Raw genomic sequence first — 23,079 nt, forward strand, 5'->3', positions numbered from 1 at the left:
AGGAGCGGCCGGGGGCCGGGGATGCTGGTTTAGGTTTCGCGGTTGACCTTCCGACCGGCGCAATGACTGAATCCGCCCCCCTGCTGCTGCGCGCCGCCCGAGGGGAGCAGGTGGAGCGGCCACCGGTCTGGATGATGCGCCAGGCGGGCCGCTACATGAAGGTCTACCGCGACCTGCGCGACCGCCACCCCGGCTTCCGTGAGCGCTCGGAGAACCCCGATCTCTCCTACGAGATCTCGATGCAGCCGTTCCACGCCTTCCGTCCCGACGGCGTGATCCTGTTCTCCGACATCCTCACGCCCCTGCCGGGCCTCGGCATCGACTTCGACATTATCGAGAGCAAGGGGCCGATCATCGAGCCCGCCATCCGCAGCCAGGCCCAGGTGGACGCCCTGCGCCCCCTCGATCCCGCCGAAGCCCTGCCCTTCGTGGGCGAGGTGCTGAAGCGGCTGCGGGCCGACGTGGGCAACCAGGCGGCGGTGCTGGGCTTCGTGGGAGCCCCCTGGACCCTGGCCGCCTATGCGGTGGAGGGCAAGAGCTCCAAGACCTATTCGGTGATCAAGGCGATGGCCTTCCAGGAGCCCGCCCTGCTGCACCAGCTTCTGGGCCACCTGGCCGATTCGATCGCCATCTACGTGCGCTACCAGATCGACAGCGGCGCCCAGGTGGTGCAGCTGTTCGATTCCTGGGCGGGTCAGCTGAGCCCGATCGACTACGACGTGTTCGCGGCCCCCTACCAGAAGCGGGTGATCGACCAGGTGAAGGCCACCCACCCCGACACGCCCCTGATCCTCTACATCTCCGGCAGCGCCGGCGTGCTGGAGCGCATGGCCAGCACCGGCGTGGATTTCATCTCGCTCGACTGGACCGTGGACATGGCCGATGGCTGCGCCCGCCTGCCCCAGCACCTGGGCGTGCAGGGCAATGTGGACCCCGGCCTGCTGTTCGGCACGCCTGAGGCGATCCGGGCGCGGATCCTCGACACGGTGCGCAAGGCCCGCGGCCGCCGCCACATCCTCAACCTGGGCCACGGCATCCTGCCCGGCACCCCGGAAGACAACGCCCGCGTCTTCTTCGAGACCGGCAAGGCCGTGAATGAGCTGCTGGGGGCCGCTGTTTGAGCGCCGCCACTTCCGGGCCGCAGCGGATCCTGATCACCGGCGCCAGTGGCTGCGTCGGCCAGTACATCGCCGAAAACCTGCTGGCCAACAGCGACGCCCAGCTGCTGCTGCTGCTGCGGGATCCCGCCAAGCTCAGCGCCGTGCCCGCCGATCACCCGCGCATCACCCTGCTGGTGGGTGACCTGCGCGAGCTGGCCCCCCACGCCGAGGCGATCGCCAGCGCCGACCGGATCATCCACACGGCCACCGCCTGGGGTGACCCGGAGCGGGCCCAGGCGGTGAACGTGGTGGCCGTGAAGGAACTGCTGCGGCTCACCGATCCAGAGCGGCTGCAGCAGGTGATCTACTTCTCCACCGCCTCCATCCTCGACCGGCAGCTGCAGCTGCTGCCGGAAGCGATGGCCTACGGCACCGAGTACATCCAGACCAAGGCCACCTGCCTGCAGGACCTGGAGCGCCACCCGCTGGCTGCGCGGATCGTGGCGGTGTTCCCGACGCTGGTGTTCGGCGGCTCGGTGGGCACGGCCGATCCCCACCCCACCAGCTACCTCACGGCAGGGCTGAAGGAGGCCTTCGGCTGGCTGTGGCTGGCCCGCTGGCTGCGCACCGATGCCAGCTTCCACTTCATCCATGCCGCCGACATCGCCACGGTTTGCGCGCACCTGGCCACCACCCCCCACGGCCCCAATCCGGAGCCGGGCCAGGGGCCGGTGCGGCGGCTGGTGCTGGGCCAGGCGCCGATCACGATCAACGGCGCCGTGGCCTCCCTGTGCCGCTGGCGGCGGGTGTGGGTGCCGCCGCTGGGCATCGATCTGCGCGGCTGGCTGATCGAGGGGCTGATCAAGCTGCTGCGCATCGAGGTGAACGCCTGGGACCGCTTCTCGATCCGTCAGCGCCACTTCGTACACCAGCCGGTGAGCCCGCCCGAGCGCTTTGGCCTGGTGAGCTTCGCCCCCACCCTCAACGCGGTGCTGGAGACGGCGGGTGTGCCGCACCGGGGCCGGCTGGGGCCGGGGCGCCAGCCCTGAAGCGCCAAATTGTTGCGAATGTGCCGGAGGCTCCCAATGGGTCTCGGCCGTTGCCTAATTTGTTCCGGTTGCACGTGCTATCCGGCACCCTCCTTCGCACCTTCCCATGCGTCGTCTTCTTTCCCTGTTCGCTCTCTGCCTGGCGCTGGTGCTGGGTGCGGCCCCGAGCTTCGCCGCCGATGTGGCCCACGGCGGTCAGATCTTCTCCGCCAACTGCGCCGCCTGCCACATGGGCGGCGGCAACGTGGTGAACGCCGAGCGCACCCTCAAGGCCGATGCACTGGCCTCCTACCTGGCCAACTACGACGCCGACCACGAGGCCGCCATCTCTTACCAGGTCACCAACGGCAAGAACGCCATGCCCGCCTTCGGTGGCAAGCTCAGCGAAGGCGACATCGCCGACGTGGCCGCCTACGTCGAGGACATGGCGTCCAAAGGCTGGGCCTGATCCCCGCCCAGCGGGTCAACCCGACTGGCTCCTCACACGTCCAAGCCCCGGCCAGCCGGGGCTTTTTTTGTGGCCACCGCCCAAGGCCGGCCAGCAGACCTCAGGACTCGGCCCGGCAGGCGGCCAGCACCGCCAGGTAGAGCTCCTCGGGAACGTCGCGGATGTCGTACTCGGAGGGCAACATGCCGTGGACGTGACGGTGAACGACCCGCCAGCAGTCGCGCTCCGGCTCAAAGACGCCACCGAGGGCCTGGGATTCGGCGGCCAGCTGGGCCACCAGGGCCTGGTCGTCGGCGGCAGAGGGCATCGGTGACGGGCGGGCTGGAGAGGCGAGAATGGAGCTCAAGCCGCGAGCCCATCATGGCGATCCGCCCTTCTGCCGCGCTGCTGGCGGGCCTGCTGGCCGGCGTGATGCCACTGGCCCTGCCCCTGGCGGCGCAGCCAGCCCTGGCCCAGGCAGTGTCCCCCAATCAACCGCTGGCGATTGAGGCCAGCCCGGGGCTGTCGCCGCCGGCCTGCCGGTTGTTGGTGCCCAGGAGCGAGGCGGTGCTCCAGCCCCTGCGGATCCATCCGGCCCAGGTGGCGCAGAAAAACAGCATGGGCTGCCTGTCGGCGGCCGATGCCCGCTACGGCCCCGACGGTTGCCCCAGCCAGCTCTGCGGCCAGAAGCACGGCTACCAGGTGCCCCTGCCAGCACAGATCGGGCGGTAGGCCTCCCCCCGGCGGTTCGGTCCTCCCACTCGGACAATTCCGAAGGGATTCATACGGTTGCTGCATTGCCAGCCCCAGGGAGAGTCGAGCCATGCATCCCACCGCCGAACTGTTCACCGAGAAGGCCTGGGGGGCCATCGTGGCCTCGCAGCAGCTGGCCCAGCAGAAGCGCCAGCAGCAGATGGAGAGCGAGCACCTGTTCGCCGCCCTGCTGGCCCAGCAGGACCTGGCCAGCCGGATCCTGGAGAAGGCCGGGGTGGACCTGGGGGTGCTGAGCCAGAAGCTGGAGGCGTTCATCGCCGCCCAGCCCAGCCTGGCCGCCGCCCCCGAGAACGTCTATCTGGGCAAGGGGCTGAATGCGGTGCTGGATCGGGCCGATGGGCTCAAGAAGGAGTTCGACGACAGCTACATCGCCGTGGAGCACCTGGTGCTGGCCCTGGCCGGCGATGAGCGCTGCGGCCGCCAGCTGCTGTCGCAGGCGGGCGCCGATGGGGCGAAGATCAAGGACGCCGTTCAGGCCGTGCGAGGCAGCCAGCGTGTGACCGACCAGAACCCGGAGGGCACCTATGAGTCGCTCGAGAAATACGGCCGCGACCTCACCGCCGCCGCCCGCGACGGCAAGCTCGACCCGGTGATCGGCCGCGACGAGGAAATCCGCCGCACCGTCCAGATCCTTTCGCGGCGCACCAAGAACAACCCGGTGCTGATCGGTGAACCGGGCGTCGGCAAGACCGCCATCGTGGAGGGGCTGGCGCAGCGGATCGTCAACGGCGACGTGCCCACGGCCCTGCAGAACCGCCAGCTGATCGCCCTCGACATGGGTGCCCTGATCGCCGGCGCCAAGTACCGCGGCGAGTTCGAGGAGCGCCTCAAGGCCGTGCTCAAGGAGGTCACCTCCAGCGAGGGGCAGATCGTGCTGTTCATCGATGAGATCCACACGGTGGTGGGGGCCGGCGCCAGCGGCGGCGCCATGGACGCCAGCAACCTGCTCAAGCCGATGCTGGCCCGCGGTGAGCTGCGCTGCATCGGCGCCACCACCCTCGATGAGCACCGCCAGCACATCGAGAAGGATCCGGCCCTGGAGCGCCGTTTCCAGCAGGTGTTCGTCGACCAGCCGACGGTGGAAGACACGATCTCGATCCTGCGCGGCCTGAAGGAGCGCTACGAGGTGCACCACGGCGTGCGCATCGCCGACAACGCCCTGGTGGCGGCGGCGGTGCTGAGCAGCCGCTACATCGCCGATCGCTTCCTGCCCGACAAGGCCATCGACCTGATGGACGAATCGGCGGCGCGCCTGAAGATGGAGATCACCTCCAAGCCGGAGGAGATCGACGAGCTCGACCGCCGCATCCTGCAGCTGGAGATGGAGAAGCTCTCCCTGGGGCGGGAATCGGATCCGGCCAGCCGCGACCGGCTGGAGCGGCTGGAGAAGGAACTGGCCGACCTGGGGGAGCAGCAGAGCAGCCTCAATGCCCAGTGGCAGAAGGAGAAGGGCTCGATCGACGAACTCTCCGCCCTCAAGGAGGAGATCGAGCAGGTGCAGCTGCAGGTGGAGCAGGCCAAACGCCAGTACGACCTCAACAAGGCCGCCGAACTGGAGTACGGCACCCTGGCGGGGCTGAACAAGAAACTGGCCGCCCGCACCGCGGAGCTCAGCGCCCATGCCGGCGAGAAGAACCTGCTGCGCGAGGAGGTCACCGAGGACGACATCGCCGAGGTGATCGCCAAGTGGACCGGCATTCCGGTCAGCAAGCTGGTGCAGAGCGAGATGGAGAAGCTGCTGCATCTGGAGGACGAGCTGCACACGCGGGTGATCGGCCAGGACCAGGCCGTGACGGCGGTGGCCGATGCCATCCAGCGGTCCCGGGCCGGCCTGTCGGACCCCAACCGCCCGATCGCCAGCTTCCTGTTCCTCGGCCCCACGGGCGTGGGCAAGACGGAGCTGTCCAAGGCCCTGGCCTCGCAGCTGTTCGACAGCGAGGAGTCGATGGTGCGCATCGACATGAGCGAGTACATGGAGAAGCACGCCGTGAGCCGGCTGATCGGAGCGCCTCCTGGGTATGTGGGCTACGAGGAGGGCGGCCAGCTGACCGAAGCGGTGCGGCGCCGCCCCTACGCGGTGATCCTGTTCGACGAGGTGGAGAAGGCCCACCCCGATGTGTTCAACGTGATGCTGCAGATCCTCGATGACGGCCGCGTCACCGATGGCCAGGGCCGCACGGTGGATTTCACCAACACGGTGCTGATTCTCACCAGCAACATCGGCAGCGCTTCGATCCTTGATCTGGCCGGCGATCCGTCCCGCTACGGCGAGATGGAGAAGCGGGTCAATGAGGCGCTGCGGGGTCACTTCCGGCCGGAATTCCTCAACCGTCTGGATGAATCGATCATCTTCCGCAGCCTGCGGGAAGACGAACTGCGCCAGATCGTGTCCCTGCAGGTGCAGCGGCTGACGCGGCGCCTCGAAGAGCGCAAGCTGGCCCTGCGGGTGAACAGCGACGCCCTCGACTGGCTGGCCGCCGTCGGTTACGACCCGGTGTACGGGGCCCGGCCGCTGAAGCGGGCGATCCAGCGGGAACTGGAGACGCCGATCGCCAAGGCGATCCTGGCGGGCACCTTCCCCGCCGGCAGCACCATCGCGGTGGATGTGGAGGACGTGGGCGAGAACCCGCGGCTGCACTTCCGCCAGGCCGAACCGGCCGAGATCCAGGCGGTGGCGCCGGCACTGGTGGGGTGACCGCGCAGCACAGGGAAAACTGGTTGGTCGGTTGGAACGGAGGAGGCGATGGGGAGATGGCTGAAACGGCTGATTGCCCGGCTGCGCCTCTACTGGCTGGCGGCGCGGCTGTACGAAACCTGGCAACTGCTGGTCCGGCCCCACAACCACGGCGCCCTGGTGGCGATCTGGCACCAAGGGCGCCTGCTGCTGGTGCAGACGAGCTACCGCCACGGCCTCGGCCTCCCTGGAGGGGGCCTGGAGCGACGGGAAACGGCGCGGCAGGCGGCGGTAAGGGAGCTGGCCGAAGAGCTGGGGCTAGGGGTGTCGGCGGAGGAGCTGCTGGATCCCTGGCAGATCACCGAAACCTCGTCACGGGGCAAGAACACGGTGACGATCTTCACGCTGCTGGCGGCGCGGGAGCCGGCGATCCATCTCGACGGCCTTGAGCTGGTGGCGAGCCACTGGCTGACGACGCAGGAAGCCCTGGGCCGGCCCCTGGTCATCCACGTGCGGACGTATCTGATCGAGAGGGGCTGAGATCAGCCGGCCCAGACCTCGGCCAATTCGATCTGCAGGCCGGGGAACAGCGGTGCGGCATCGAGCCGCTGGGCTGGGGCGATGCGCTGCGGGGCAGCGGCTTCGGCTGACCAGATCTCCACGGCCTGCTCCTCGGGAATCAGCAGCCAGCCGAGTTGGGCGCCATTGGCGCGGTAGCGCTCCATCTTCTGGCGCAGGGCCGTCAGCCCGCGGGGGCCTTCGTCCGACGGGCTGGCGAGTTCCACCACCACATCGGGGCAGAGAGGGGCGAAACCGCGGCGCTGCTCGGCCGTGAGGGCCGTCCAGCGCTCCAAGTGCAGCAGGGAGGCGTCGGGGCTCAGCACAGAGCCATCGGGAAGGCGAAAGCCGGTAGAGCTGTCGAACAGCTTGAACGGCAGTCCGCTGGAGCGCACCGCCAGGGCCAGAAGCCCGTTCAGGGCAGCGTTGCAGGCGCCGGTTTCGCTGCCGGTGGGCGTCATGGCGATCAACCGACCATCAGCGGCAAGTTCGAGCACAGCCTCAGGGTTCGCCTGGCACACCTGCTCGAACTGCTCCGGGCTGAGGCGCAGATCCCAGGGCAAGGCCAACGGCTCCAGCGTCGGAGCGGATGGAGAGTGGGGAGGTGCCAGGGTCATGCAGCGAGCGGCGGAACTCCTTCAGCCAACACTAAGAGCAATCAGAAGCCGCCAGAGCCTCGCTCAGCGCGGGATTCGCCTGCCAGCTGTAGGTCCCCTCCGTCACGGCCTCGATGCCCAGCTCGGCCCGCAACTCCTCCAGGTTCTGCTCCATCCGCTCCTCCCAGATCACCGGGAACAGCGGCCGGGCCTCGGCGCCGATGTGCAGACCCTTGCTGATCATGCCGAAGGCGTAACCGGCGGTGCGGGCCTGCTCCGCCGGGGTTTCGTGTTCATCGAGCGGCTTGTCGTTGCGAAACCAGTTGAGCAGCAGGGCCATCAGATCGGTGAAGGCCAGGCCCGGATGGGCGAACTGGGCCACGCTCATACTGATGACACCGAGTTCACCGAAATTGTCGAGGCTGAAGCCGCTGACGATGTGGTGGATGTCGTGGGTGGCATAGACGCGGTAGTTGATGTAATCGGCGTCGGTTTCGAGGTTGGCGTAGAAGTCGGGATTGGGGAAGAAGTTGATGTCGTACCCCATCGTCTCGAGCACCGTGGCATAGGTGTGCCCCAGGCTGCCCTTCGGCAGGGCCTGGAGGGCGGCCGCGTCATAGGGGCCGCTGAGCCGCCGCTGCTCGATCAGGGCCACCGCGGCCGGGTCCCGCTGCAACAACGCCCGGCAGACCTGCATCGGCCGGGACTGGCGCAGCCGATGGGAGAGCTGGAAGACGTTGTTGGCGGACGCACCGGCTCCGGCGGCCAGATCGGCGAGTTCCAGAAACGCGTGGATGTTCTTCTCGGTGGCGATCCGATCGAGGTAGCGAAATCCCATGGGTGCGGCCTCAGCTCACGAAGCCATCAATCTGCTTCGCCAGGGCCACGTCGAGGTCCGACAGCCCGCCGGTGTCATGGGTCGTGAGGTTGATCGTCACCCGACTCCAGACGTTGCACCATTCCGGGTGGTGCCCCAGGGCCTCGGCCGCGAGGGCCACCCGGGTCATGAAGCCGAAGGCGGCCGAAAAATCGGCAAAGCGCAGTTCGCGGTGCAATTTGCCCTCCCGCACGGTCCACTGCGGCAGTTCGGTGGGCAACGCAGCGATCTGGGCCGGAGTCAGGGGCTTGGCAGCCATGGCGGTAGGGGGCAGGGGATCAGGGTCATTCGCCCAGCAGATGCAGGCTGAAGCGGCGCCGGTGCGGCCGGGCCCTGTGCTCCCACACATACACCGCCTGCCACATTCCCAGCAGCAGCCGGCCCGATTGGAACGGCAGCACCAGGCTGGTGCAGGTGAGCGCGGTGCGGATGTGGGCGGGCATGTCGTCAGGGCCTTCGTCGTCATGCACCCAGGCGCGGCGCTCGCCCTGGCCGCTGATCGGCCGCACCCCCTCAGGAGGCACCAGGGCCCGCAGAAAGGCGGCCAGATCAAGAAGCACCCTGGGATCAGCGTTTTCGTTGATCGTCAGCGAACACGAGGTGTGCTGGCTGGCGATGGTGGCGCTGCCCAGCTGCAGCCCGCTGGCGGCGATCAGCCCGTTGATGGCGCCGGTGATGTCATCGAAGCCCTCGCCTTTGGTGCTGATCTCCAGCGAGCTCAGGGTCTGGCGCAACATCAGGGCCTCCAGGCGATGGTCAGCCGGCAGCGGCCACCGGGACGGCTGATTTCTGGTCAGCGATCGTGGTCAGACGGCAGGCCTGGGGATCCCAGAGGATGTAGCTGAAGCACCCCGGAATATCGGCCAGCGACAGCCGCCGCACCCCGGTGAGCAGGTGGGCGTTGCGCCCATGGCAGGCCCGCAGCCGGTAGTTGGGGATCTTCGAGGAGAGGTGGTGGATGGCGTGGCAGCCGATGTCGGCCGAAAACCAGTTGAACAGCGGCGGCAAGTCCAGATCACTGGTACCTTCCAGCACGCCGGTCATCTCGCTCCAGCCGGCGGTGGCATGGGCGTAGGAGCCGGGGAAGTTGTGCTGCACGAAGAAGATGCAGATGAAGATCGCCGCCGCACAGGCCATCACCGGGGTGTAGAGCGACCAGAACACACCGGCACCGAGCCAGTGGGCCATCAGCCACCAGGAGCCGATCACGGCGATGTTGTTGGCCACCAGGTGGCGGAATTCCTCATTGGTGTACCAGTGCTTGGAGCGGTAGCTGGCCAGGATCTGGCCGAGGCCCATCGGCTCCGGGCTGCGCAGGCAGGCCATCAGGTGGGGGAAGAAGCCCGCCAGCCCCAGCACCAGGGCCACGCGGGGCTTGATCACCAGATAGAAGAAGCCACCGGGAAACAGCATCGCCGGGTGGCGCAGCACGCCGTAAAACCGCTGCTGGCCGGGGCTGAGTGCCGCAAAGGCGCTGGTGGTGACCAGGGCCGACGGTCCCTGGTACTTCTCCCAGTCGCCGTTGTGGCGGTGGTGGTAGGCGTGCCCCCGCGACCAGGGGTACTGGGGAATGGCGCTGAGTACCCCGAGCAGAAAGCCGAACACCTGGTTGGCCCGCCGGCTGCGGAACAGGGAGTCGTGGCCGCAGTCGTGCATCAGCGAGAAGATGCGCGCCAGCAGCAGCACCATCACCACCATCGTGGGGATCAGCAGCAGCGGAGCGTGCTTGAGGCTCCAGTCGGCGACCCACCAGAGGGCCGCGTAGGGGATCACGGTGTTGGCGATCTGCCAGCCGCCACGCAGATTCGAACTGTCCATGAACGGCTTCAGCTCAAAATCGCCGCGTTTCGGTTGTCGAATCACGGCGTGATCGGACAGGGTGGCTGGCGAGGATCCCTGCGGCAATGCAAATCTTTGATAGATGGCGCGATCCTAGGCAGGGATCCAGCGCGGCGCTAGGCGTCCTGGCAAAGGGAATCTGCCTAGGATCTGCAGCGGATCTGCTGCGCCCAAGGTGAGCGACCTGATCGTCGTGGGCAGTGGCCTGGGCGGCCTCTGTGCCGGCGCCATTGCCGCCCGCCATGGCCTCGATGTGGTGGTGCTCGAAGCCCACACCACCCCTGGCGGTGCCGCCCATGGCTTTTGCCGCGGCCCCTTTCAGTTCGAATCCGGCCCGTCGCTGTGGAGTGGCCTGGGCCGCTGGCCCAGCACCAATCCCCTGGCCCAGGTGCTGCGGGCGGTGGGGGAAAGCCTGCCCGTGGCCACCTACCAAGACTGGGGCCTGCTGCTGCCCGAGGGCTCGCTGCGGGTCGGGGTGGGGCAGGGGCCCTTCCTGGCCCTGCTGCGCGAGCTGCGCAGCCCGGCGGTGGCCGCCGAATGGGACCGCTTCCTGACGGCCCTCCAACCCAGCTGCGACGCGGCCCGCTCCCTGCCCCTGCTGGCCCTGCGGCCCGGGGCGGGGCTGGCCACCACCCTCGGCGGCGGCAATGCCCTGCGCCTGCTCGGCCAGGCGGGGAGGCTGGCCAGCCTCGGGGGGGCCTTCGGGCCGATCGCCCGCCGCCACCTCAGCGATCCCTTCCTGCTGCATTGGGTCGAGCTGCTCAGCTTCCTGATCTCGGGCCTGCCCATGGACCAGACCAGCGCCGCCGCCATGGCGACCCTGTTCGGCGAATGGTTCGAGCCCGAGGCCTGCCTCGACTACCCCATCGGCGGCAGTGGGGCGGTGGCCGCCGCGCTGGTGCGCGGACTGGAGCGCCACGGCGGCCGACTGCGCACCGAAGCGCCGGTGGCCGAAATCCTCGTGGAACGGGGGCGGGCCGTCGGCGTCCGGCTCGAGAATGGCGAACGCCTCGAGGCCCAGCGCGGCGTGATCGCCAACGCCAGCCCCTGGGACCTGCTCAGCCTGCTTCCAGAAGACGCGGTGCCCTCGCGCTGGCGGCGGCGCCAGGCGGCCACCCCGGCCTGCGCCAGCTTCCTGCACTGGCACCTGGCCCTGCGCGGCGACGACCTCGATCAGCTGCCGATCCACCACGTCTGGGTGGGCGACTGGCAACGGGGCATCGGCGCCGAGCGCAACATGGTGGTGCTGTCGATGCCCTCCCGGCTCGACCCGGCCTGCGCCCCACCCGGCCACCAGGTGTTGCACGGCTACACGCCGGCCAATGAGCCCTGGGAGCTGTGGCAGGGGCTGGAGCGGGGCAGCGCCGCCTACGACGCCTTGAAAAGGAAGCGCTGCGCCATCTTCGGGCAGGTACTCTCCCAGGTGCTGCCCGACTGGCAGGAGCGGGTGGTGATCGAACTGCAGGGCACCCCCCTCACCCATCGCCGCTACCTGCGCACGCACCAGGGCAGCTACGGCCCGGCCTGGCCGGCCAGCGGCGGACCCTTCCCCGGTGGCACCACCCCGATCGAAGGGCTGGTGCTGTGCGGTGCCGGCGTGTTCCCGGGCATCGGCGTGCCCCCGGTGGCGGTGAGTGGCGCCATGGCGGCCCACCGCTTCGTGTCGGCGCGCCAGCAGCGGCAACTGCTGGAGGAGATCGGCCTGACGAACCTTTAGGGCGGCAGCGCTCAGAAGTGCCGCAGGGCCTTGTTGCCCAGCTGCACCTCGCGCAGCAGCAGCAGCACCGCCGTCATCAGCGAGCCCATCGCCAGTACGAACAGCAGGGCCACCAGGGGGGTCAGGTCGATCGTGGCCACGGTGCTCAGAAACAGCACCATCACCACCGTGGCCACCAACAGGAAGCTGGTGGTGGCACAGGCGAAGGCCGCCGAGGCCAGGGTCATGCGGCGGCGGTGCAGCAGCAGCTCCCACTGCAGCTCCCGCGACCGGGCCTTGCTGGCGGCCGGATCGCGAGCCTTGATCACCCGGGCCCGGTCGATGATGCGCGACAGGCGGGTGGTGATCACCCCCAGCAGGCCACTGATGCCCGCCAGCAGGAACACCGGCGTCACCGCCAGCCGAATCGTTTCGGCCAACCCCACGGAATTCGGGTTGGCCACCAGCAGGATCAGCGGCAAGGATCCACAGCGCGCGGCCAGCAACTTAGGGCGACAGCCCCTGCCAGCCTGCTGGAACAAACGCCAGTCCCCCGCCCGCCATGACCACGATCACCTGCCGCTACGAAGGGGCCCTGCGCTGCGCGGCGGAGCACGCCGCCTCCGGCTCACGGCTGATCACCGATGCCCCCGTCGATAACCAGGGCAAAGGAGAGGCCTTCTCCCCCACCGACCTGGTCGGCACGGCCCTGGCCACCTGCCTGCTGACGGTGATGGGGATCGTCGCCGAACGTCAGGGCCTAACCCTGGAGGGGGCCTCGGTGCGGCTGGAGAAGGGCATGAGCAGCAGCGGCGAGCGCCGCATCGCCCTGCTGGAGGCCTGGATCGACCTGCCGGCCGGCCTCGGGGCCGAGCAGCGCGAACTGCTGATCCGCGCCGGTGAGAGCTGCCCGGTGAAGGTCAGCCTGGAAGGCTGCGTGCCGATGCGGCTGCACTGGACTCCGGCGGCGGCGGACTGAGGGTGACCCCCACCTCCAGCTGCTCGAGTGGGGAAATCGGGTCCACCGGCACCAGCAGCACCATGGTGCTGGCGGCGGGCCGGGTGCCGGGCTGCTCCTGGAGGATCTCCAGCGCCACCATCGTCTTGCGCCACTGCAGGATCTTGCCCTCCAGCAAGGCCACGAAGTCGTCGCAGGTCCAGCGGGCCCCCTCGCCGCGGCAGGGGTAGCGCTCCAGCACATCAAGAATCTCCATTTCCCGCAGCGGAGCTGCGTCGGCCGGATCCCACACCAGTAAGTAGTTGCCATCGAGGGCGTTGGCCTCCAGCAGGCTCGCCTCACTGGCCAGCAGGGTGTCGAGGGCCATCTCGTCATCGTCCCGCTCGATGGCAGTGAGCAGGGCCTCCAGCACCAGCTGGGTGTCGTCGTCGAGCTGGTCGCAATGGACGGTGAGCAGGCCCGTCACCGCCAGTTCGATCTCCCCGAGCGGCAGCACCATCGTCAGGGCCCGCAGGATGGCGCTGAGCACATCACCGGCTTCCCCGCTGACGGACTCATCGTCCAGCACCAGATCGGGGTCGGCCATGAACCGTTCGATGGCCGCGAGCACCAGGTCCTGCTCCGGAGAAGGGGGATGCATCGATCCGGCTGCAGACGTCATGTAGCACCACCATGGCGCCGCCAGCGGCAGGCCGCAGCGCCCGTGGGGTCCCCCATCACCAGAGCAGGCGGCAGGGGAAGGTGGCCAAGGCAGGGTCGATGCTCACCAATTGCAAACCCTCCAGTTCCGCCTGGGCCGCCAGCAGCCGATCGAACGGATCGCGATGGGCCTGGGGGTAAGCGCCAGCGCGAACGCCGTGATGCAACTGCACGGCAAGGGGCTGGAAGCCCTGCTGCTGCAGAAGGGAAGGCAGATCCAGCAGCAGTCCTTCAGCGCCAGGAAGTTTGCCCAGCCTGGCCTTGGTGGCGATCTCCCAGCCCGATGCGGCGCTCACGAAGATGGCCGCCGCCGGATCGCCAATGGCCTTCTGGGCGATCCCGGAGAGCTTCTCCGGTTCCACCAACCACCAGAGCAGGGCATGGGTATCCAGCAGGAGGGACGTAGCCATCAACGGGGCAGCGCCACCTCAAGGGCATCGAGCTCCTCGGGGGGCAGGGGGGCCAGGAGCACGTCCGTGGCAGGAAGCTGCAGTCGCCCACGCAGCACCCCGGGCTGGCGGCGAGGCTGATCGAGGTCCAGCGGCACCAGCCGCGCCCAGGGCTTGCCGTCCTTCGCCACCAGGATGGTTTCGCCGGCATGGGCGGCGTCGATCAGCCGCGAGAAGTGGGTCTTGGCCTCATGAACGTTGACGGTGCGCATGGCGGACGCTGCCCATCGAGGGCTCAGGCACGAATTGAGATTAGTCCGGATGTGGACCCAGGACAGCGTCCCCATGGCGCCATGCTGGCCCCACCGGCTCGTCCGATCCCATGCCCGCAGCGGCTCCAGCCCTCGACCAGCTCCAGCAGCACCTGCAAACCACCCGCCTGCTGGGCTCGATCAGCAGCACCCTCTATTACGACCAGAACACGGTGATGCCCGCCGCCGGTGCCGCCTGGCGCGGTGAGCAGCTCGCCCTGCTGGCCGCCCAGCTCCATGAGCGCCAGAGCAGTGCGGCCTACGCCGACCTGGTGGCCGCCGCCGAAGCCGAACTCGGCCCTGACGCGCCCCCGCAACGGCGCCGCAACCTGCAGCTGCTGCGCCTGGAGCTGGATCGGCAGTGCTGCCTTGATCCGGCGCTGGTCACCGCCCTAGCCCGGGCCCAGTCGCGGGGCAATGCGGTCTGGCAGCAGGCCAGGGCCGCCAACGACTTCTCCGCCTTCGCGCCGGCCCTGCGGGAGCTGATCGCGCTGCGCCGCGAACAGGCCGGCCAGCTGGCGGCGGCTGAGCCCGTGGCCCGCAGCCCCTGGGAAATTCTGGCCCAGCCGTTCGAGCCCGACATCAGCAAGGCGCGGATCCAGGAGCTGTTCGCGCCGCTGGCGGCCCAGCTGCCGGGCCTGCTGGAGCAGGTGGCGGCCGCCCCTGCGCCCAGCCCGCCGCAGGCCTTTGATCTGCCGGAAGGCCTGCAGGAGAGCCTCTGCAGCGAGCTGCTCGACGGCTGGGGCTACGACGGCCGCCGCTGCCAGCGCTCCCGCTCCGCCCACCCCTTCTCCTGCACCGTGGGCCCCGAGGACTTCCGCATCACCACCCGCGTTGTGCGCGGCCAGCCGCTGTCGGCCTTCCTGGCCACCGCCCACGAATGGGGCCACTCCCTGTATGAGCAAGGCCTGCCCCGCACGGACGACCATTTCTTCCCCTGGCCCCTGGGGGAAGCCACCTCGATGGGGGTGCACGAGTCCCAGTCGCTGTTCTGGGAGTGCCGGGTGGCCCGCAGCCGTGCCTTCGCCGAGCGCTGGCATCCGCGCTTCTGCCAGGGCCTGGGTTCCGATCCCTGGGGCGGCGCCCGCGGGTTCTGGCGGTCCTTCAACCCGCTGCGGCCGGGCCTGATCCGAGTGGAAGCCGACGAACTCAGCTACAGCCTGCACATCGTGCTGCGCTTTGAGCTGGAGCTGGCGCTGCTGGAGCAGGACCTGCCGGTGGAGGAACTCCCCGAGCAGTGGAACCGGCGCTTCAAGGACCTGCTGGGCCTGGTGCCGCCCAGCGATGCCGAAGGCTGCCTGCAGGACATCCATTGGGCCGAGGGCCTGTTCGGCTATTTCCCCTCCTACGCCCTGGGCCATCTGATCAGCGCCCAGATCTCTGAAAGCTTGGAGCAGCAGATCGGCCCGATCGAAACTCTGGTCGCGGCAGGCCAGGAGTCCGCACTGCAGGACTGGCTCGCCCGGAGCCTCTGGCCCCTGGGCCGCTCGGTCAACGCCGAGCAGCTGGTCGAGCAGGTCACGGGCCGGCCGCTGAGCTCGGACGCTTTTCTGACCTACCTGCGCACCAAGGTGGACCAGCTGGGCAGGGAAACCTGAAGCGGCTCTGCCGGGGCCTGCTGCCTAAGATGCCGCCGCAGAAAAGACCCCACCATGGCGAACATCGACCACGCCCCCAGCCGCACCATGCTGAACCTGCTGCATGTGCTGCCGGCCTTCGCCGATGAGTCCGAGCTGCGGCTCAACGCCATCGTGGAGCTCAACTCCAACACAATCAACAAATACGAGCTGATCAACGAAACCGGCCACCTGAAGCTGGATCGGGTCGGCTACTCCTCCCTGGCCTACCCCTTCGCCTACGGCTGCATTCCCCGTACCTGGGACGAGGACGGTGATCCCCTCGACATCGAGATCGTCGGCGTCACCGAACCCCTGGTGCCCGGCAGCCTGGTGGAGGCCCGCATCATCGGCATCATGTGCTTTGACGATGGCGGCGAAGTCGACGACAAGGTGATTGCCGTGCTGGCCGACGACAAGCGCATGGATCACATCACCAGCTACACCCAGCTCGGTGACCACTGGCTGAAGGAGACCCAGTACTACTGGGAGCACTACAAGGACCTCAAAAAGCCCGGCACCTGCAAGGTCAACGGCTTCCACGACAACGGCGAAGCGGTGCGGATCATCAAGGAATGCGAAGATCGTTACATGACGGTCATCGACCCCTCTCTGGTCGGCTGACGACCCCCGCCTCCGCCACCCGGCGTCTTCCCTGATCCCGCTACATCCATGTCGCGTTCCCTCGTCCTTGCCCTGCTTTTGACAACCGGCGGGAGCGCCGCGATGGCCTCAGGGGCACCGGCCACAGCCCCGGTCATCGCGCCGGCTGTACAGGTGCCGGCCACGACACCGGCAACCCCAGCTCCGGCCCAGGCCGCTGTCACCAGCACCAAGGAAATCGTGCTGGAGCTGGGCAAGCGCACGATCAGCCTGCGCGACAACGGCAAGGTGATCGGCAGCTGGCCCGTGGCCATCGGTGATGCCGCCAACCCCACCCCCAAGGGGCGTTTCCTGGTGGAGACCAAGGTGGTCAACCCCCAGTACCAGAGCACCGCCAGCGGCAAGATCAACCCCACCAAGGGGCCCAATGGCCCCCTGGGTGATCGCTGGATCGGCTTCAAGCGCAGCGGCCTCAACCAATACGGCATCCATGGCACCCCGAGTGCCTGGGCCTGGACCGTCACTTCCCGCTCCGCCGTCACCAACGGCTGTGTCCGGATGCTCACCCCCCATGTGCGCGCGCTGTTCGACCAGGTGCAGGTCGGAACGCCGGTGGTTGTCAAACCCTGAACGCCGAAGGGCGATCCCGGGGAAACGAACGGCCGACCGAAGAGATTCTGGAGATTGGCCTGGAAGGGTTTGATGTCTGGGTGCAAACACCTAATCTCAAAAGACCGATCCCGAACGGCATCCTTCCAGGCCGTCCCCTTTCCATGTTCGACTCCGGCAATCCCCTCACCACCGACCAGCTGAACAGCACGTCGCTGAAATGGGGCAACGATGGCGAGCTCTCCGAACTGGATCTGCAGCGCATTCTCGGGCTGCTTTCTCAGGTTGATCCCGTCGCCGAGGCCCTGATGGAGGGCCGCTCGGAAGCCGCCTGAAAACGGCGCGCCTGGGCCCTGGCCATGCCGTCACGGCTGGCCATGCCCCGCAACCGCTCCACGGCAAGCCCACCGGCAGGCAAGCCGTGGGGCAGGTGATCCCCAGATCCTCCCTCCAGCTCGAAGACCGGCAGCTGCCGCAGACCATTGGGTCCCAGCTGATCTTCGAGTCGATCGAGGTTCACCCCCATCGGCAGCCACACCAGGTCCGTGCGCACGCAGTCGGCCAGGCACAGCGGCCCCTGACGTCGCACGTCGGAGGAGAGCCCTCTCTGCAGGTCGCCGATCGTCACCAGCCCCAGGACCAGTCCGTCCTGCTCCACCAGCAGTCCATGGCCATGGCTGTCGATCAGCCTGGCCAGGGCGGCGGAGGCCATCGTCGCCGCCGGCAGCACCAGGGGCGCCTCCGGATCGAAAGCCTCCTCCACGCCGATCCCAGCCAGCTGGCCGCGGCGCCGCTCCTCGAGCGGATCGGGGCCCATCAGACCGGGATCGTGGATGCCCTGCCAGCGTTCCACAAGGGCGGCGCTGAGGCCGGCCGCCGCCATCAGCGGCAGCACGATGCGGATGTCGCGGGTGAGCTCGAACAACAGCAGCAACGCCGTGAGCGGCGCCCTGGCGCTGCCCGCCAACACCGCCGCCATGCCGACCATGGCGTAGGCCGGAGGTTCGGCCACCGGCAGATTGAGGCCGCCGCTGCCCAGGACCTGGCCATAGCAGCTGCCCAGCACCGCGCCCAGGAAGAGGGAGGGCGCGAAGCCTCCGCCCACAAAACCGGTGGCGTTGCTCACGGTGGTGGCCACCAGCTTGACGCCGATCAGGGCCACCAGGGTGAGCAGGGGGATGCCGCCGTCCCGGCCAAGCAGCGCTTCGATCGTGTCGTAGCCGACGCCCAGCACCTGGGGAAACACCAGGGCCATGGCCCCAAGCGCCGCTCCCCCCAGAGCTGTGGGCATGCCCGGCGGCAGCCGCCGCACCACGGCCTGGACCCGCTCGCCCCGGCCCGCCGCCAGCAGCCGGATGAGCAGCCACGACATCAGGCTGGCCAGGAGGCCAAGCCCCAGATACAGGGGCAGCTCCAGGGGCGAACGCACCTCGTAGGCGGGCAGGCGCAGGATCGGCGTGTCACCAAGGCACAGCTGGGTGACCAGGGCTGAGGCCACCGCCGCCACCAGCACCGCCCTCAGGCTGGGCCGACCTGGGATGGCGCTGTAACTGCCTTCGAAGGCGAAGAACACGCCGGCGATCGGCGCCTTGAAACCGGCCGCCAGGCCCGCTGCCACGCCGGCCCCCACCAATGCTTTCTGGGCCTGGGGGGAAAGACGGGCCTTGAGGGCCACCCACAGGCCGATGTTGCCGCCGCCCTCCACACTCGGACCCTCCGGCCCGAGGGAGGCTCCGCTGCCGAGGCTCAGGGAGGCCGCCACCAGCCGCAGCCAGGGCAGGCGCGGCTCGCCCCCCTGGCGACCATCGGCGATCGCCATCAAGCTCGACAACCCCGGACCGATGCTGCCGGCCACATGGCGCAGCAGGCCCACCGCCAGCCCGCCCAGGGTCGGCACCACCACCACCGGCCAGAGAGCCAGCCAGTCGGGCGCGGTGGGCAGGCTGATGGGCGCGGGTTCGGGCGGTGGCAGCGGTGCCGTCGCCAGCAGGCCGATGCCATCGAGGCCGAGCTGAAGCAGGGCCCGCAGGGGGGTACCACTGTCGGGCGCCAACGGTGGCAGGTCGATCGGCGGCAGGTCAGCGGGGGAAGCAGGCGAGGAACGCCCGATCACCAGCAGGCCCTCCACGAACGGGCCGAACAGAAAATTGTTGATGAAGCCCAGCAGTTCGTGGAACGCCACCACCGCCAGGCCGGTCAGGGTGCCGATCAGGGCTGCCCAGGCCAGCAGGTTCCATTGGAAAGGGAGGCCGCGATCGGCCTCCGGCCCTGGGGCCCGGTGACCGTTGGCCTCAGCTTCCGGGGCGGACGGTGGCAAAGATTTCCTCCAGGATCTCTCCGGCCCCCTGGGCTCTCAGGGTTCCCGCCAGCGCCAGGCCGATCGCCTCGGGGTCGCTGGCCGGACCACGACAGCTGTCGCGCAGCAGCCGCTGACCGTCGATGCTGGCCACCATGCCGGTCAGCACCAGCTGGTCGTTCTCGAAGTGGGTGTTGACGCCGATGGGCACCTGACAACCCCCTTCCAGGCTGCGCAGGAACGAGCGCTCGGCCAGGCAGCGACGGGCCGTCGGCAGGTGCTCCAGCACGCCGATGGTGTCGAGCACGGCCTGGTCACCGGCGCGGCACTCGATGCCCAGGGCCCCCTGGCCCACGGCATGCAGCGAAATCGACGGATCGATCAGCTCGTGGATGCGCTCACCCAGGCCCAGCCGGCTGAGACCGGCGGCCGCCAGGATCAGGCAGTCGTAGACGCCGGCGTCGAGCTTCTCCAGGCGGGTGATCACGTTGCCCCGCACGTCCTTGAACACCAGGTGGGGGTAGTGGTGACGCAGCTGGGCCAGGCGCCGCAGGGAGCTGGTTCCCACCACGCTGCCCTCGGGCAGGGTGGCGAGGCTGAGCTCTTTGTGCCGTTCATGCACCACCAGGGCATCGGCGGGATCCTCCCGCTCGGTGATGCAGCCCAGGATCAGTCCCTCCGGCAGGTTGGTGGGCAGGTCCTTGAGGCTGTGCACGGCGATGTCGGCCCGGTCGACCAGCATCTGGGCCTCCAGTTCCTTGGTGAACAGGCCCTTGTCGCCGATCTTGGCCAGGGCCACATCGAGAATCTTGTCCCCCTGGGTGGCCATCGCCTCGATCGCAATCGTCAGCTCGGGGTGGGCCAGGGTGAGTTCGTCCCGCACCCAGTGGGTCTGGACCATGGCCAGCTGGCTGCGGCGGGAGGCGATGCGCAGGGTGGAGCTGGCCATTGGACGCTTCGGGCGGCAGCGACGGCTGCCAGGCAACAGCCGATCAGCCTAGGGACCGGCCTGACCCTGCTTACGGCCTGCGGGCGGAACGTGATCAGCTGATGGGATCAGGCGAACAGATCCAGCGGCAGGGGACCCCAGGTGTCCTCGGCGGCGGGATCGGTGGCTTCATGGCCGGTGATCAGGATCCCCGCGCCGAGGCCCTCCTCCCGGCGTACGTGGAACAGTCCCGTGCGCTGGTTACCCTTCAGGAACACACCACCGGGTTCGCCACTGGGCTCCCCCTCACCGGTCTCGCCAGGCTGCAGGGTCGGCCAGGCGAGGGCCGCCTCAAGCTGTCGCAGGGCCGCCATGGCCACCGTCGCCGACGGCGCCATGATGCCGACCGTGAACCAGCCACAGGCCCCCAGCATGGGAATCAGCTCCTCACGCAGCAGGCGGGCCTGATCCCCGTCGAGATGAGGGGCGGATCGGAGTCCCCTCAGAGCGGCCAGGCCGGAGGTGGGCAGGTCGGTCGTCAACGGATCGCAGCGATAAAACTCTGCCACTCTGAAGGTCCGCGGCGACGGGCTGCCGCCAGAAGCCCAGACACACCGTCAGCCAGGCCAGTCCGAGGGAAGCCCCCGCCAGCAGATCCGTGGGCCAGTGGGCGCGCACGTAAAGGGTGCTGAGCCAGACCAGGCCCACCAGCAGACAGGCCCCGACCATGAGCAGACGCCGCGCACGGGGATGGTGGGACCCCAGGATCACCACCATGGCGAAGTAGAAGGCCAAGGCCCCGGCGGCATGGCCGCTGGGGAAGCTGTGGCCATCGAGCGGCAGCAGGCTGCCGGGGGGCCGCGGTCGGCTGAACAGGGGCTTGAACACCAGATCCACCAGGGCCAGGATGCCGCCGGTGGCCATCACCAGCAGGCGCAGATCCCTCCACCAGTGCCGCAGCAGCAGATGGAACAGCGCCATCGCCACCAGAACGGCGGTGAAGCCGACACCGGTGGCCCTGTACACCTGGGTCAGACCATCCCCCAACCAGACGGGCAGGTGATTGCCGAGCCAGACCAGGACGGCGTCATCCAGCAACGCCAGGGGCCGGCCCGGGGCCACGGCCTCAAACAGCCCCACCAACAGGGCGAGGCAGGCCGGTACAAGAACCTTGTCGCGCGGCAGCAGACGGAAATGGATCACGGCACCAGGTAGCGACGGGGCACACGCCAGAGGGCCAGCTCGCCAGAGCGGGACAGGCGCTCGATCGCCTCCGCGGGTAGGCCCAGCCCTTCGAGATCCCGGCGATCACCCAGCAGCCGCAGCGACCGACTGGCCGGGGTGAGCCTGAGGGAGGCGGGGCCCTGCAGCGCCAGCTGGGCGATCTGGACGCGATCGGAGACGAAGACGGCCTCGGGCTCGCCGTAGAACAGCAAGCTGTAGCGCAAGGTGCCGACGATCAGCAGCGGCTCGTCAGGCTGGGCGGCGGCCTTGGCCCCACGGGCCATCTGGCGCAGGGGCAGCTGGCGCTCACGGTCGAGCAGGGGGCCGAGGGGCGCGATCACCAGGCCCAGCACCGCCAGGAAGCCGGCCAGGCTGGGCAGCCACAGCCAGCCGGTCGCCGCCGGGCGCAGCAGCAGCACCAGCAGGGCCAGGGCCGTGAGCCACAGACACAGGGACAGCAGCAACGGCAGGCCCGACCGTGACAGGGCCGCAGCGAACTCCGGATAGGCGGGATCGGTGGCCACCCACCCAGGGGCCAGGGCCGCCGCCACCGCCATGGCCGCCAGCAGCAGCACCTCGAGGCCAGCGGCGATCCGCACCCCTGCCCCTGGCCTGCCGGCGTCCAACTCCGGCAGGGGGCGCCACAGCAGCGCCACCAGCAGGCCTGCCGCCGGCAGGGCCGGCAGGATGTAGCCGGGCAACTTGGTGGCGGCGGCGGAGAAGAAGGCCAGCACCAGCACCAGCCACAGCAGCAGGAACAGGCCCAGTTCCGCCGGGGCGGCCGCTTCAGCAGGGTCGCGCTTCGCCAGCCGCCAGCGGCCCGGCTGCCAGAAACCCTGGGCCGCGATCGCCAGGGGCAGGAACAGCGACCAGGGCAGCACCAGCAGCACCAGCCAGGGCAGGTAGAACCAGGGCGGACCGGGGTGGTTGTACAGCACCGTGGTGAAGCGCTGCAGGTTGCTGAACCCCAGGAACCCACCCAGGAAATCAGCGCCGTTGACGACGGCCGCGGCCGTGTACCAGGGGGCGCTCACCCCCAGGAAGAGGGCCACCATGGCCAGCAACGGACGCCAGCGCAGCCAGGGCCGCCAATGGCCCGTGAGCAGCAGAAAGACCACCACCACCAGGCCGGGCAACAACAGACCGACCGGCCCCTTGGCCAGCACGGCGATGGCTGCGAACAGCGCCATGGCCACCCGGCCGAGGTCAGCCCGCCAGGGATCGCTGCGGTGGCGATGGGCCAGCAGGAAGCCGAACAACGCCAGGCTGATGGCGCTGGACAGGAACATGTCCGTGGTGGAGGTGCGTCCCCAGCCGATCCAACCCGGAGTCGTGGCGATCACCCCGGCCGCCAGCGCCGCCCGCAGCACCCTGGGCCGACCGGCTTCCCCCGCCGGGGACCAGGCCAGCATCAGTCCGAAGCCCGCCACCACCACGGCACTGGCGGCGAGGGCCACCGGCAACCGAGCGGCCCATTCGCTGACCCCGAACAACTGGAAGCTGAGGCCCACCATCCAGTACCCCCAGACGGGGTAATCGAAGAAGCGCTCGCCGTTCCACCAGGGGGTGATCCAGTCGCCCCGCTCCAGCATCTGGTGGCCCACCTCCACGAACAGGGCCTCGGTCTTGTCCATCAGACCGAGGCTGCCCAGGCCCTGGAAGAAGGCCAGCCAGCAGAGCAGCAGCAGCCAGAAGCCGCTCAGCACCCAGATCATCCGCCGGTGCATCCGAGCGCTGGCACGCTCCGGCAGGGCCCCATGGGCAGCAGACACCATCCTTGGAGAACGGCAAGGTAAGAGAAAGTTAAGGCCAGGGGGCGCCTGCCCGCCTGGTCACCTCCGAGGGCCTCTGGATCG

27 protein-coding genes are annotated in these 23,079 nt (G+C 69.0%); 12 read left to right on the forward strand and 15 right to left on the reverse strand.

Translation table 11 applies throughout. The features are described 5' to 3' along the window. Positions 1-62 precede the first annotated feature (62 nt). From hemE to KBY95_RS00805, 3 genes are all read left to right on the forward strand, one after another. Complete coding sequence (gene hemE / locus KBY95_RS00795) at positions 63-1,121, forward strand: uroporphyrinogen decarboxylase (protein ID WP_254962779.1); 1,059 nt, start codon at positions 63-65, stop codon at positions 1,119-1,121. After that, positions 1,118-2,149: an NAD(P)-dependent oxidoreductase gene (locus tag KBY95_RS00800; protein WP_254962780.1), complete on the forward strand. Its 1,032-nt coding sequence runs from the start codon at positions 1,118-1,120 to the stop codon at positions 2,147-2,149. Before hemE ends, KBY95_RS00800 begins: the two co-directional genes overlap by 4 nt. 106 nt (positions 2,150-2,255) lie before the next feature. Further along, positions 2,256-2,597 carry a c-type cytochrome gene (locus KBY95_RS00805; protein ID WP_254962781.1) on the forward strand — a complete coding sequence of 114 codons (342 nt, stop codon included), beginning with the start codon at positions 2,256-2,258 and terminating at the stop codon, positions 2,595-2,597. Positions 2,598-2,697: 100 nt separating this feature from the next. Here KBY95_RS00805 and KBY95_RS00810 read toward each other — a convergent pair whose 3' ends face one another. After that, complete coding sequence (locus KBY95_RS00810; RefSeq protein ID WP_254962782.1) at positions 2,698-2,904, reverse strand: hypothetical protein; 207 nt, start codon at positions 2,902-2,904, stop codon at positions 2,698-2,700. A 53-nt stretch (positions 2,905-2,957) separates the two neighbouring features. On the opposite strand from KBY95_RS00810, the gene KBY95_RS00815 reads away from it, so the two are divergent. The 3 genes from KBY95_RS00815 to KBY95_RS00825 all read left to right on the forward strand — a co-directional run bounded on the left by KBY95_RS00815 (position 2,958) and on the right by KBY95_RS00825 (position 6,564). Next, the gene (locus KBY95_RS00815) at positions 2,958-3,308 is read left to right on the forward strand and encodes a hypothetical protein (RefSeq protein WP_254962783.1); all 351 of its coding nucleotides are present in this window, start codon (positions 2,958-2,960) and stop codon (positions 3,306-3,308) included. Between the two features lie 91 nt (positions 3,309-3,399). Then, on the forward strand, positions 3,400-6,045 hold the full coding sequence (gene clpB, locus KBY95_RS00820; RefSeq protein ID WP_254962784.1) for an ATP-dependent chaperone ClpB: 2,646 nt from the start codon (positions 3,400-3,402) through the stop codon (positions 6,043-6,045). Between the two features lie 48 nt (positions 6,046-6,093). After that, a complete protein-coding gene (locus tag KBY95_RS00825; protein WP_254962785.1) occupies positions 6,094-6,564 on the forward strand; it encodes an NUDIX domain-containing protein in 471 nt (156 codons plus the stop codon). 2 nt (positions 6,565-6,566) lie between these two features. Here KBY95_RS00825 and KBY95_RS00830 read toward each other — a convergent pair whose 3' ends face one another. From KBY95_RS00830 to KBY95_RS00850, 5 genes are read right to left on the reverse strand one after another with little or no spacing between them, the layout of a single operon-like run. Further along, positions 6,567-7,199: a Uma2 family endonuclease gene (locus KBY95_RS00830; protein WP_254962786.1), complete on the reverse strand. Its 633-nt coding sequence runs from the start codon at positions 7,197-7,199 to the stop codon at positions 6,567-6,569. A gap of 31 nt (positions 7,200-7,230) precedes the next feature. Further along, entirely contained in the window at positions 7,231-8,016 is a 786-nt protein-coding gene (locus KBY95_RS00835; protein ID WP_254962787.1) for a Coq4 family protein, read from the reverse strand. 10 nt (positions 8,017-8,026) lie between these two features. Then, positions 8,027-8,314, reverse strand: a complete 288-nt coding sequence (locus KBY95_RS00840) for a 4a-hydroxytetrahydrobiopterin dehydratase (RefSeq protein ID WP_254962788.1) — start codon at positions 8,312-8,314, stop codon at positions 8,027-8,029. Between the two features lie 25 nt (positions 8,315-8,339). Beyond that, complete coding sequence (locus tag KBY95_RS00845) at positions 8,340-8,792, reverse strand: secondary thiamine-phosphate synthase enzyme YjbQ (protein ID WP_254962789.1); 453 nt, start codon at positions 8,790-8,792, stop codon at positions 8,340-8,342. Between the two features lie 19 nt (positions 8,793-8,811). Beyond that, a complete protein-coding gene (locus KBY95_RS00850) occupies positions 8,812-9,873 on the reverse strand; it encodes a fatty acid desaturase (protein WP_254962790.1) in 1,062 nt (353 codons plus the stop codon). A 196-nt stretch (positions 9,874-10,069) separates the two neighbouring features. Between KBY95_RS00850 and KBY95_RS00855 the strand changes: the two genes are divergently transcribed. After that, a complete protein-coding gene (locus tag KBY95_RS00855; protein ID WP_254962791.1) occupies positions 10,070-11,611 on the forward strand; it encodes an NAD(P)/FAD-dependent oxidoreductase in 1,542 nt (513 codons plus the stop codon). 11 nt (positions 11,612-11,622) lie between these two features. On the opposite strand, the gene KBY95_RS00860 is transcribed toward KBY95_RS00855, so the two are convergent. Continuing rightward, the gene (locus KBY95_RS00860; protein ID WP_254962792.1) at positions 11,623-12,072 is read right to left on the reverse strand and encodes a DUF2721 domain-containing protein; all 450 of its coding nucleotides are present in this window, start codon (positions 12,070-12,072) and stop codon (positions 11,623-11,625) included. Positions 12,073-12,152: 80 nt separating this feature from the next. On the opposite strand from KBY95_RS00860, the gene KBY95_RS00865 reads away from it, so the two are divergent. Beyond that, positions 12,153-12,569 (forward strand): OsmC family protein, encoded by a 417-nt coding sequence (locus KBY95_RS00865; protein WP_254962793.1) that lies wholly within the window; start codon positions 12,153-12,155, stop codon positions 12,567-12,569. Here the strand turns inward: KBY95_RS00865 and KBY95_RS00870 are convergent. From KBY95_RS00870 to KBY95_RS00880, 3 genes are all read right to left on the reverse strand, one after another. Next, positions 12,511-13,188 carry a hypothetical protein gene (locus tag KBY95_RS00870; protein ID WP_254962794.1) on the reverse strand — a complete coding sequence of 226 codons (678 nt, stop codon included), beginning with the start codon at positions 13,186-13,188 and terminating at the stop codon, positions 12,511-12,513. The genes KBY95_RS00865 and KBY95_RS00870 overlap by 59 nt on opposite strands. A gap of 76 nt (positions 13,189-13,264) precedes the next feature. After that, positions 13,265-13,657 carry a type II toxin-antitoxin system VapC family toxin gene (locus tag KBY95_RS00875; RefSeq protein ID WP_254962795.1) on the reverse strand — a complete coding sequence of 131 codons (393 nt, stop codon included), beginning with the start codon at positions 13,655-13,657 and terminating at the stop codon, positions 13,265-13,267. Beyond that, a complete protein-coding gene (locus KBY95_RS00880; RefSeq protein WP_254962796.1) occupies positions 13,657-13,908 on the reverse strand; it encodes a type II toxin-antitoxin system Phd/YefM family antitoxin in 252 nt (83 codons plus the stop codon). The genes KBY95_RS00875 and KBY95_RS00880 overlap by 1 nt, the downstream gene beginning before the upstream one ends. A 110-nt stretch (positions 13,909-14,018) precedes the next feature. Between KBY95_RS00880 and KBY95_RS00885 the strand changes: the two genes are divergently transcribed. From KBY95_RS00885 to KBY95_RS00900, 4 genes are all read left to right on the forward strand, one after another. Then, positions 14,019-15,545, forward strand: a complete 1,527-nt coding sequence (locus KBY95_RS00885; RefSeq protein WP_254962797.1) for a carboxypeptidase M32 — start codon at positions 14,019-14,021, stop codon at positions 15,543-15,545. 54 nt (positions 15,546-15,599) lie between these two features. Beyond that, positions 15,600-16,187, forward strand: coding sequence for an inorganic diphosphatase (locus KBY95_RS00890; protein ID WP_254962798.1), 588 nt, complete (start codon positions 15,600-15,602; stop codon positions 16,185-16,187). A gap of 48 nt (positions 16,188-16,235) precedes the next feature. Continuing rightward, positions 16,236-16,796 carry a L,D-transpeptidase gene (locus KBY95_RS00895; protein WP_254962799.1) on the forward strand — a complete coding sequence of 187 codons (561 nt, stop codon included), beginning with the start codon at positions 16,236-16,238 and terminating at the stop codon, positions 16,794-16,796. 143 nt (positions 16,797-16,939) lie between these two features. Next, a complete protein-coding gene (locus KBY95_RS00900) occupies positions 16,940-17,110 on the forward strand; it encodes a hypothetical protein (RefSeq protein WP_216909607.1) in 171 nt (56 codons plus the stop codon). Here the strand turns inward: KBY95_RS00900 and KBY95_RS00905 are convergent. The 5 genes from KBY95_RS00905 to KBY95_RS00925 form a co-directional block, all read right to left on the reverse strand. Beyond that, positions 17,056-19,092: a chloride channel protein gene (locus tag KBY95_RS00905; protein WP_254962800.1), complete on the reverse strand. Its 2,037-nt coding sequence runs from the start codon at positions 19,090-19,092 to the stop codon at positions 17,056-17,058. The two genes, KBY95_RS00900 and KBY95_RS00905, sit on opposite strands and share 55 nt — an antisense overlap. Then, a complete protein-coding gene (gene hemC, locus KBY95_RS00910) occupies positions 19,067-20,020 on the reverse strand; it encodes a hydroxymethylbilane synthase (protein WP_254962801.1) in 954 nt (317 codons plus the stop codon). The genes KBY95_RS00905 and hemC overlap by 26 nt, the downstream gene beginning before the upstream one ends. Positions 20,021-20,127: 107 nt before the next feature. Next, positions 20,128-20,541: a DUF1824 family protein gene (locus KBY95_RS00915; RefSeq protein ID WP_254962802.1), complete on the reverse strand. Its 414-nt coding sequence runs from the start codon at positions 20,539-20,541 to the stop codon at positions 20,128-20,130. Continuing rightward, a complete protein-coding gene (locus KBY95_RS16350) occupies positions 20,447-21,202 on the reverse strand; it encodes a phosphatase PAP2 family protein (RefSeq protein ID WP_254962803.1) in 756 nt (251 codons plus the stop codon). Before KBY95_RS16350 ends, KBY95_RS00915 begins: the two co-directional genes overlap by 95 nt. Continuing rightward, positions 21,199-22,998: a glycosyltransferase family 39 protein gene (locus KBY95_RS00925; RefSeq protein WP_254962804.1), complete on the reverse strand. Its 1,800-nt coding sequence runs from the start codon at positions 22,996-22,998 to the stop codon at positions 21,199-21,201. The genes KBY95_RS16350 and KBY95_RS00925 overlap by 4 nt, the downstream gene beginning before the upstream one ends. Positions 22,999-23,079: the final 81 nt, after the last annotated feature.

The sequence above is a fragment of the Cyanobium sp. Aljojuca 7A6 genome, from assembly GCF_024346455.1.
Classification (GTDB): Bacteria; Cyanobacteriota; Cyanobacteriia; order PCC-6307; family Cyanobiaceae; genus Cyanobium.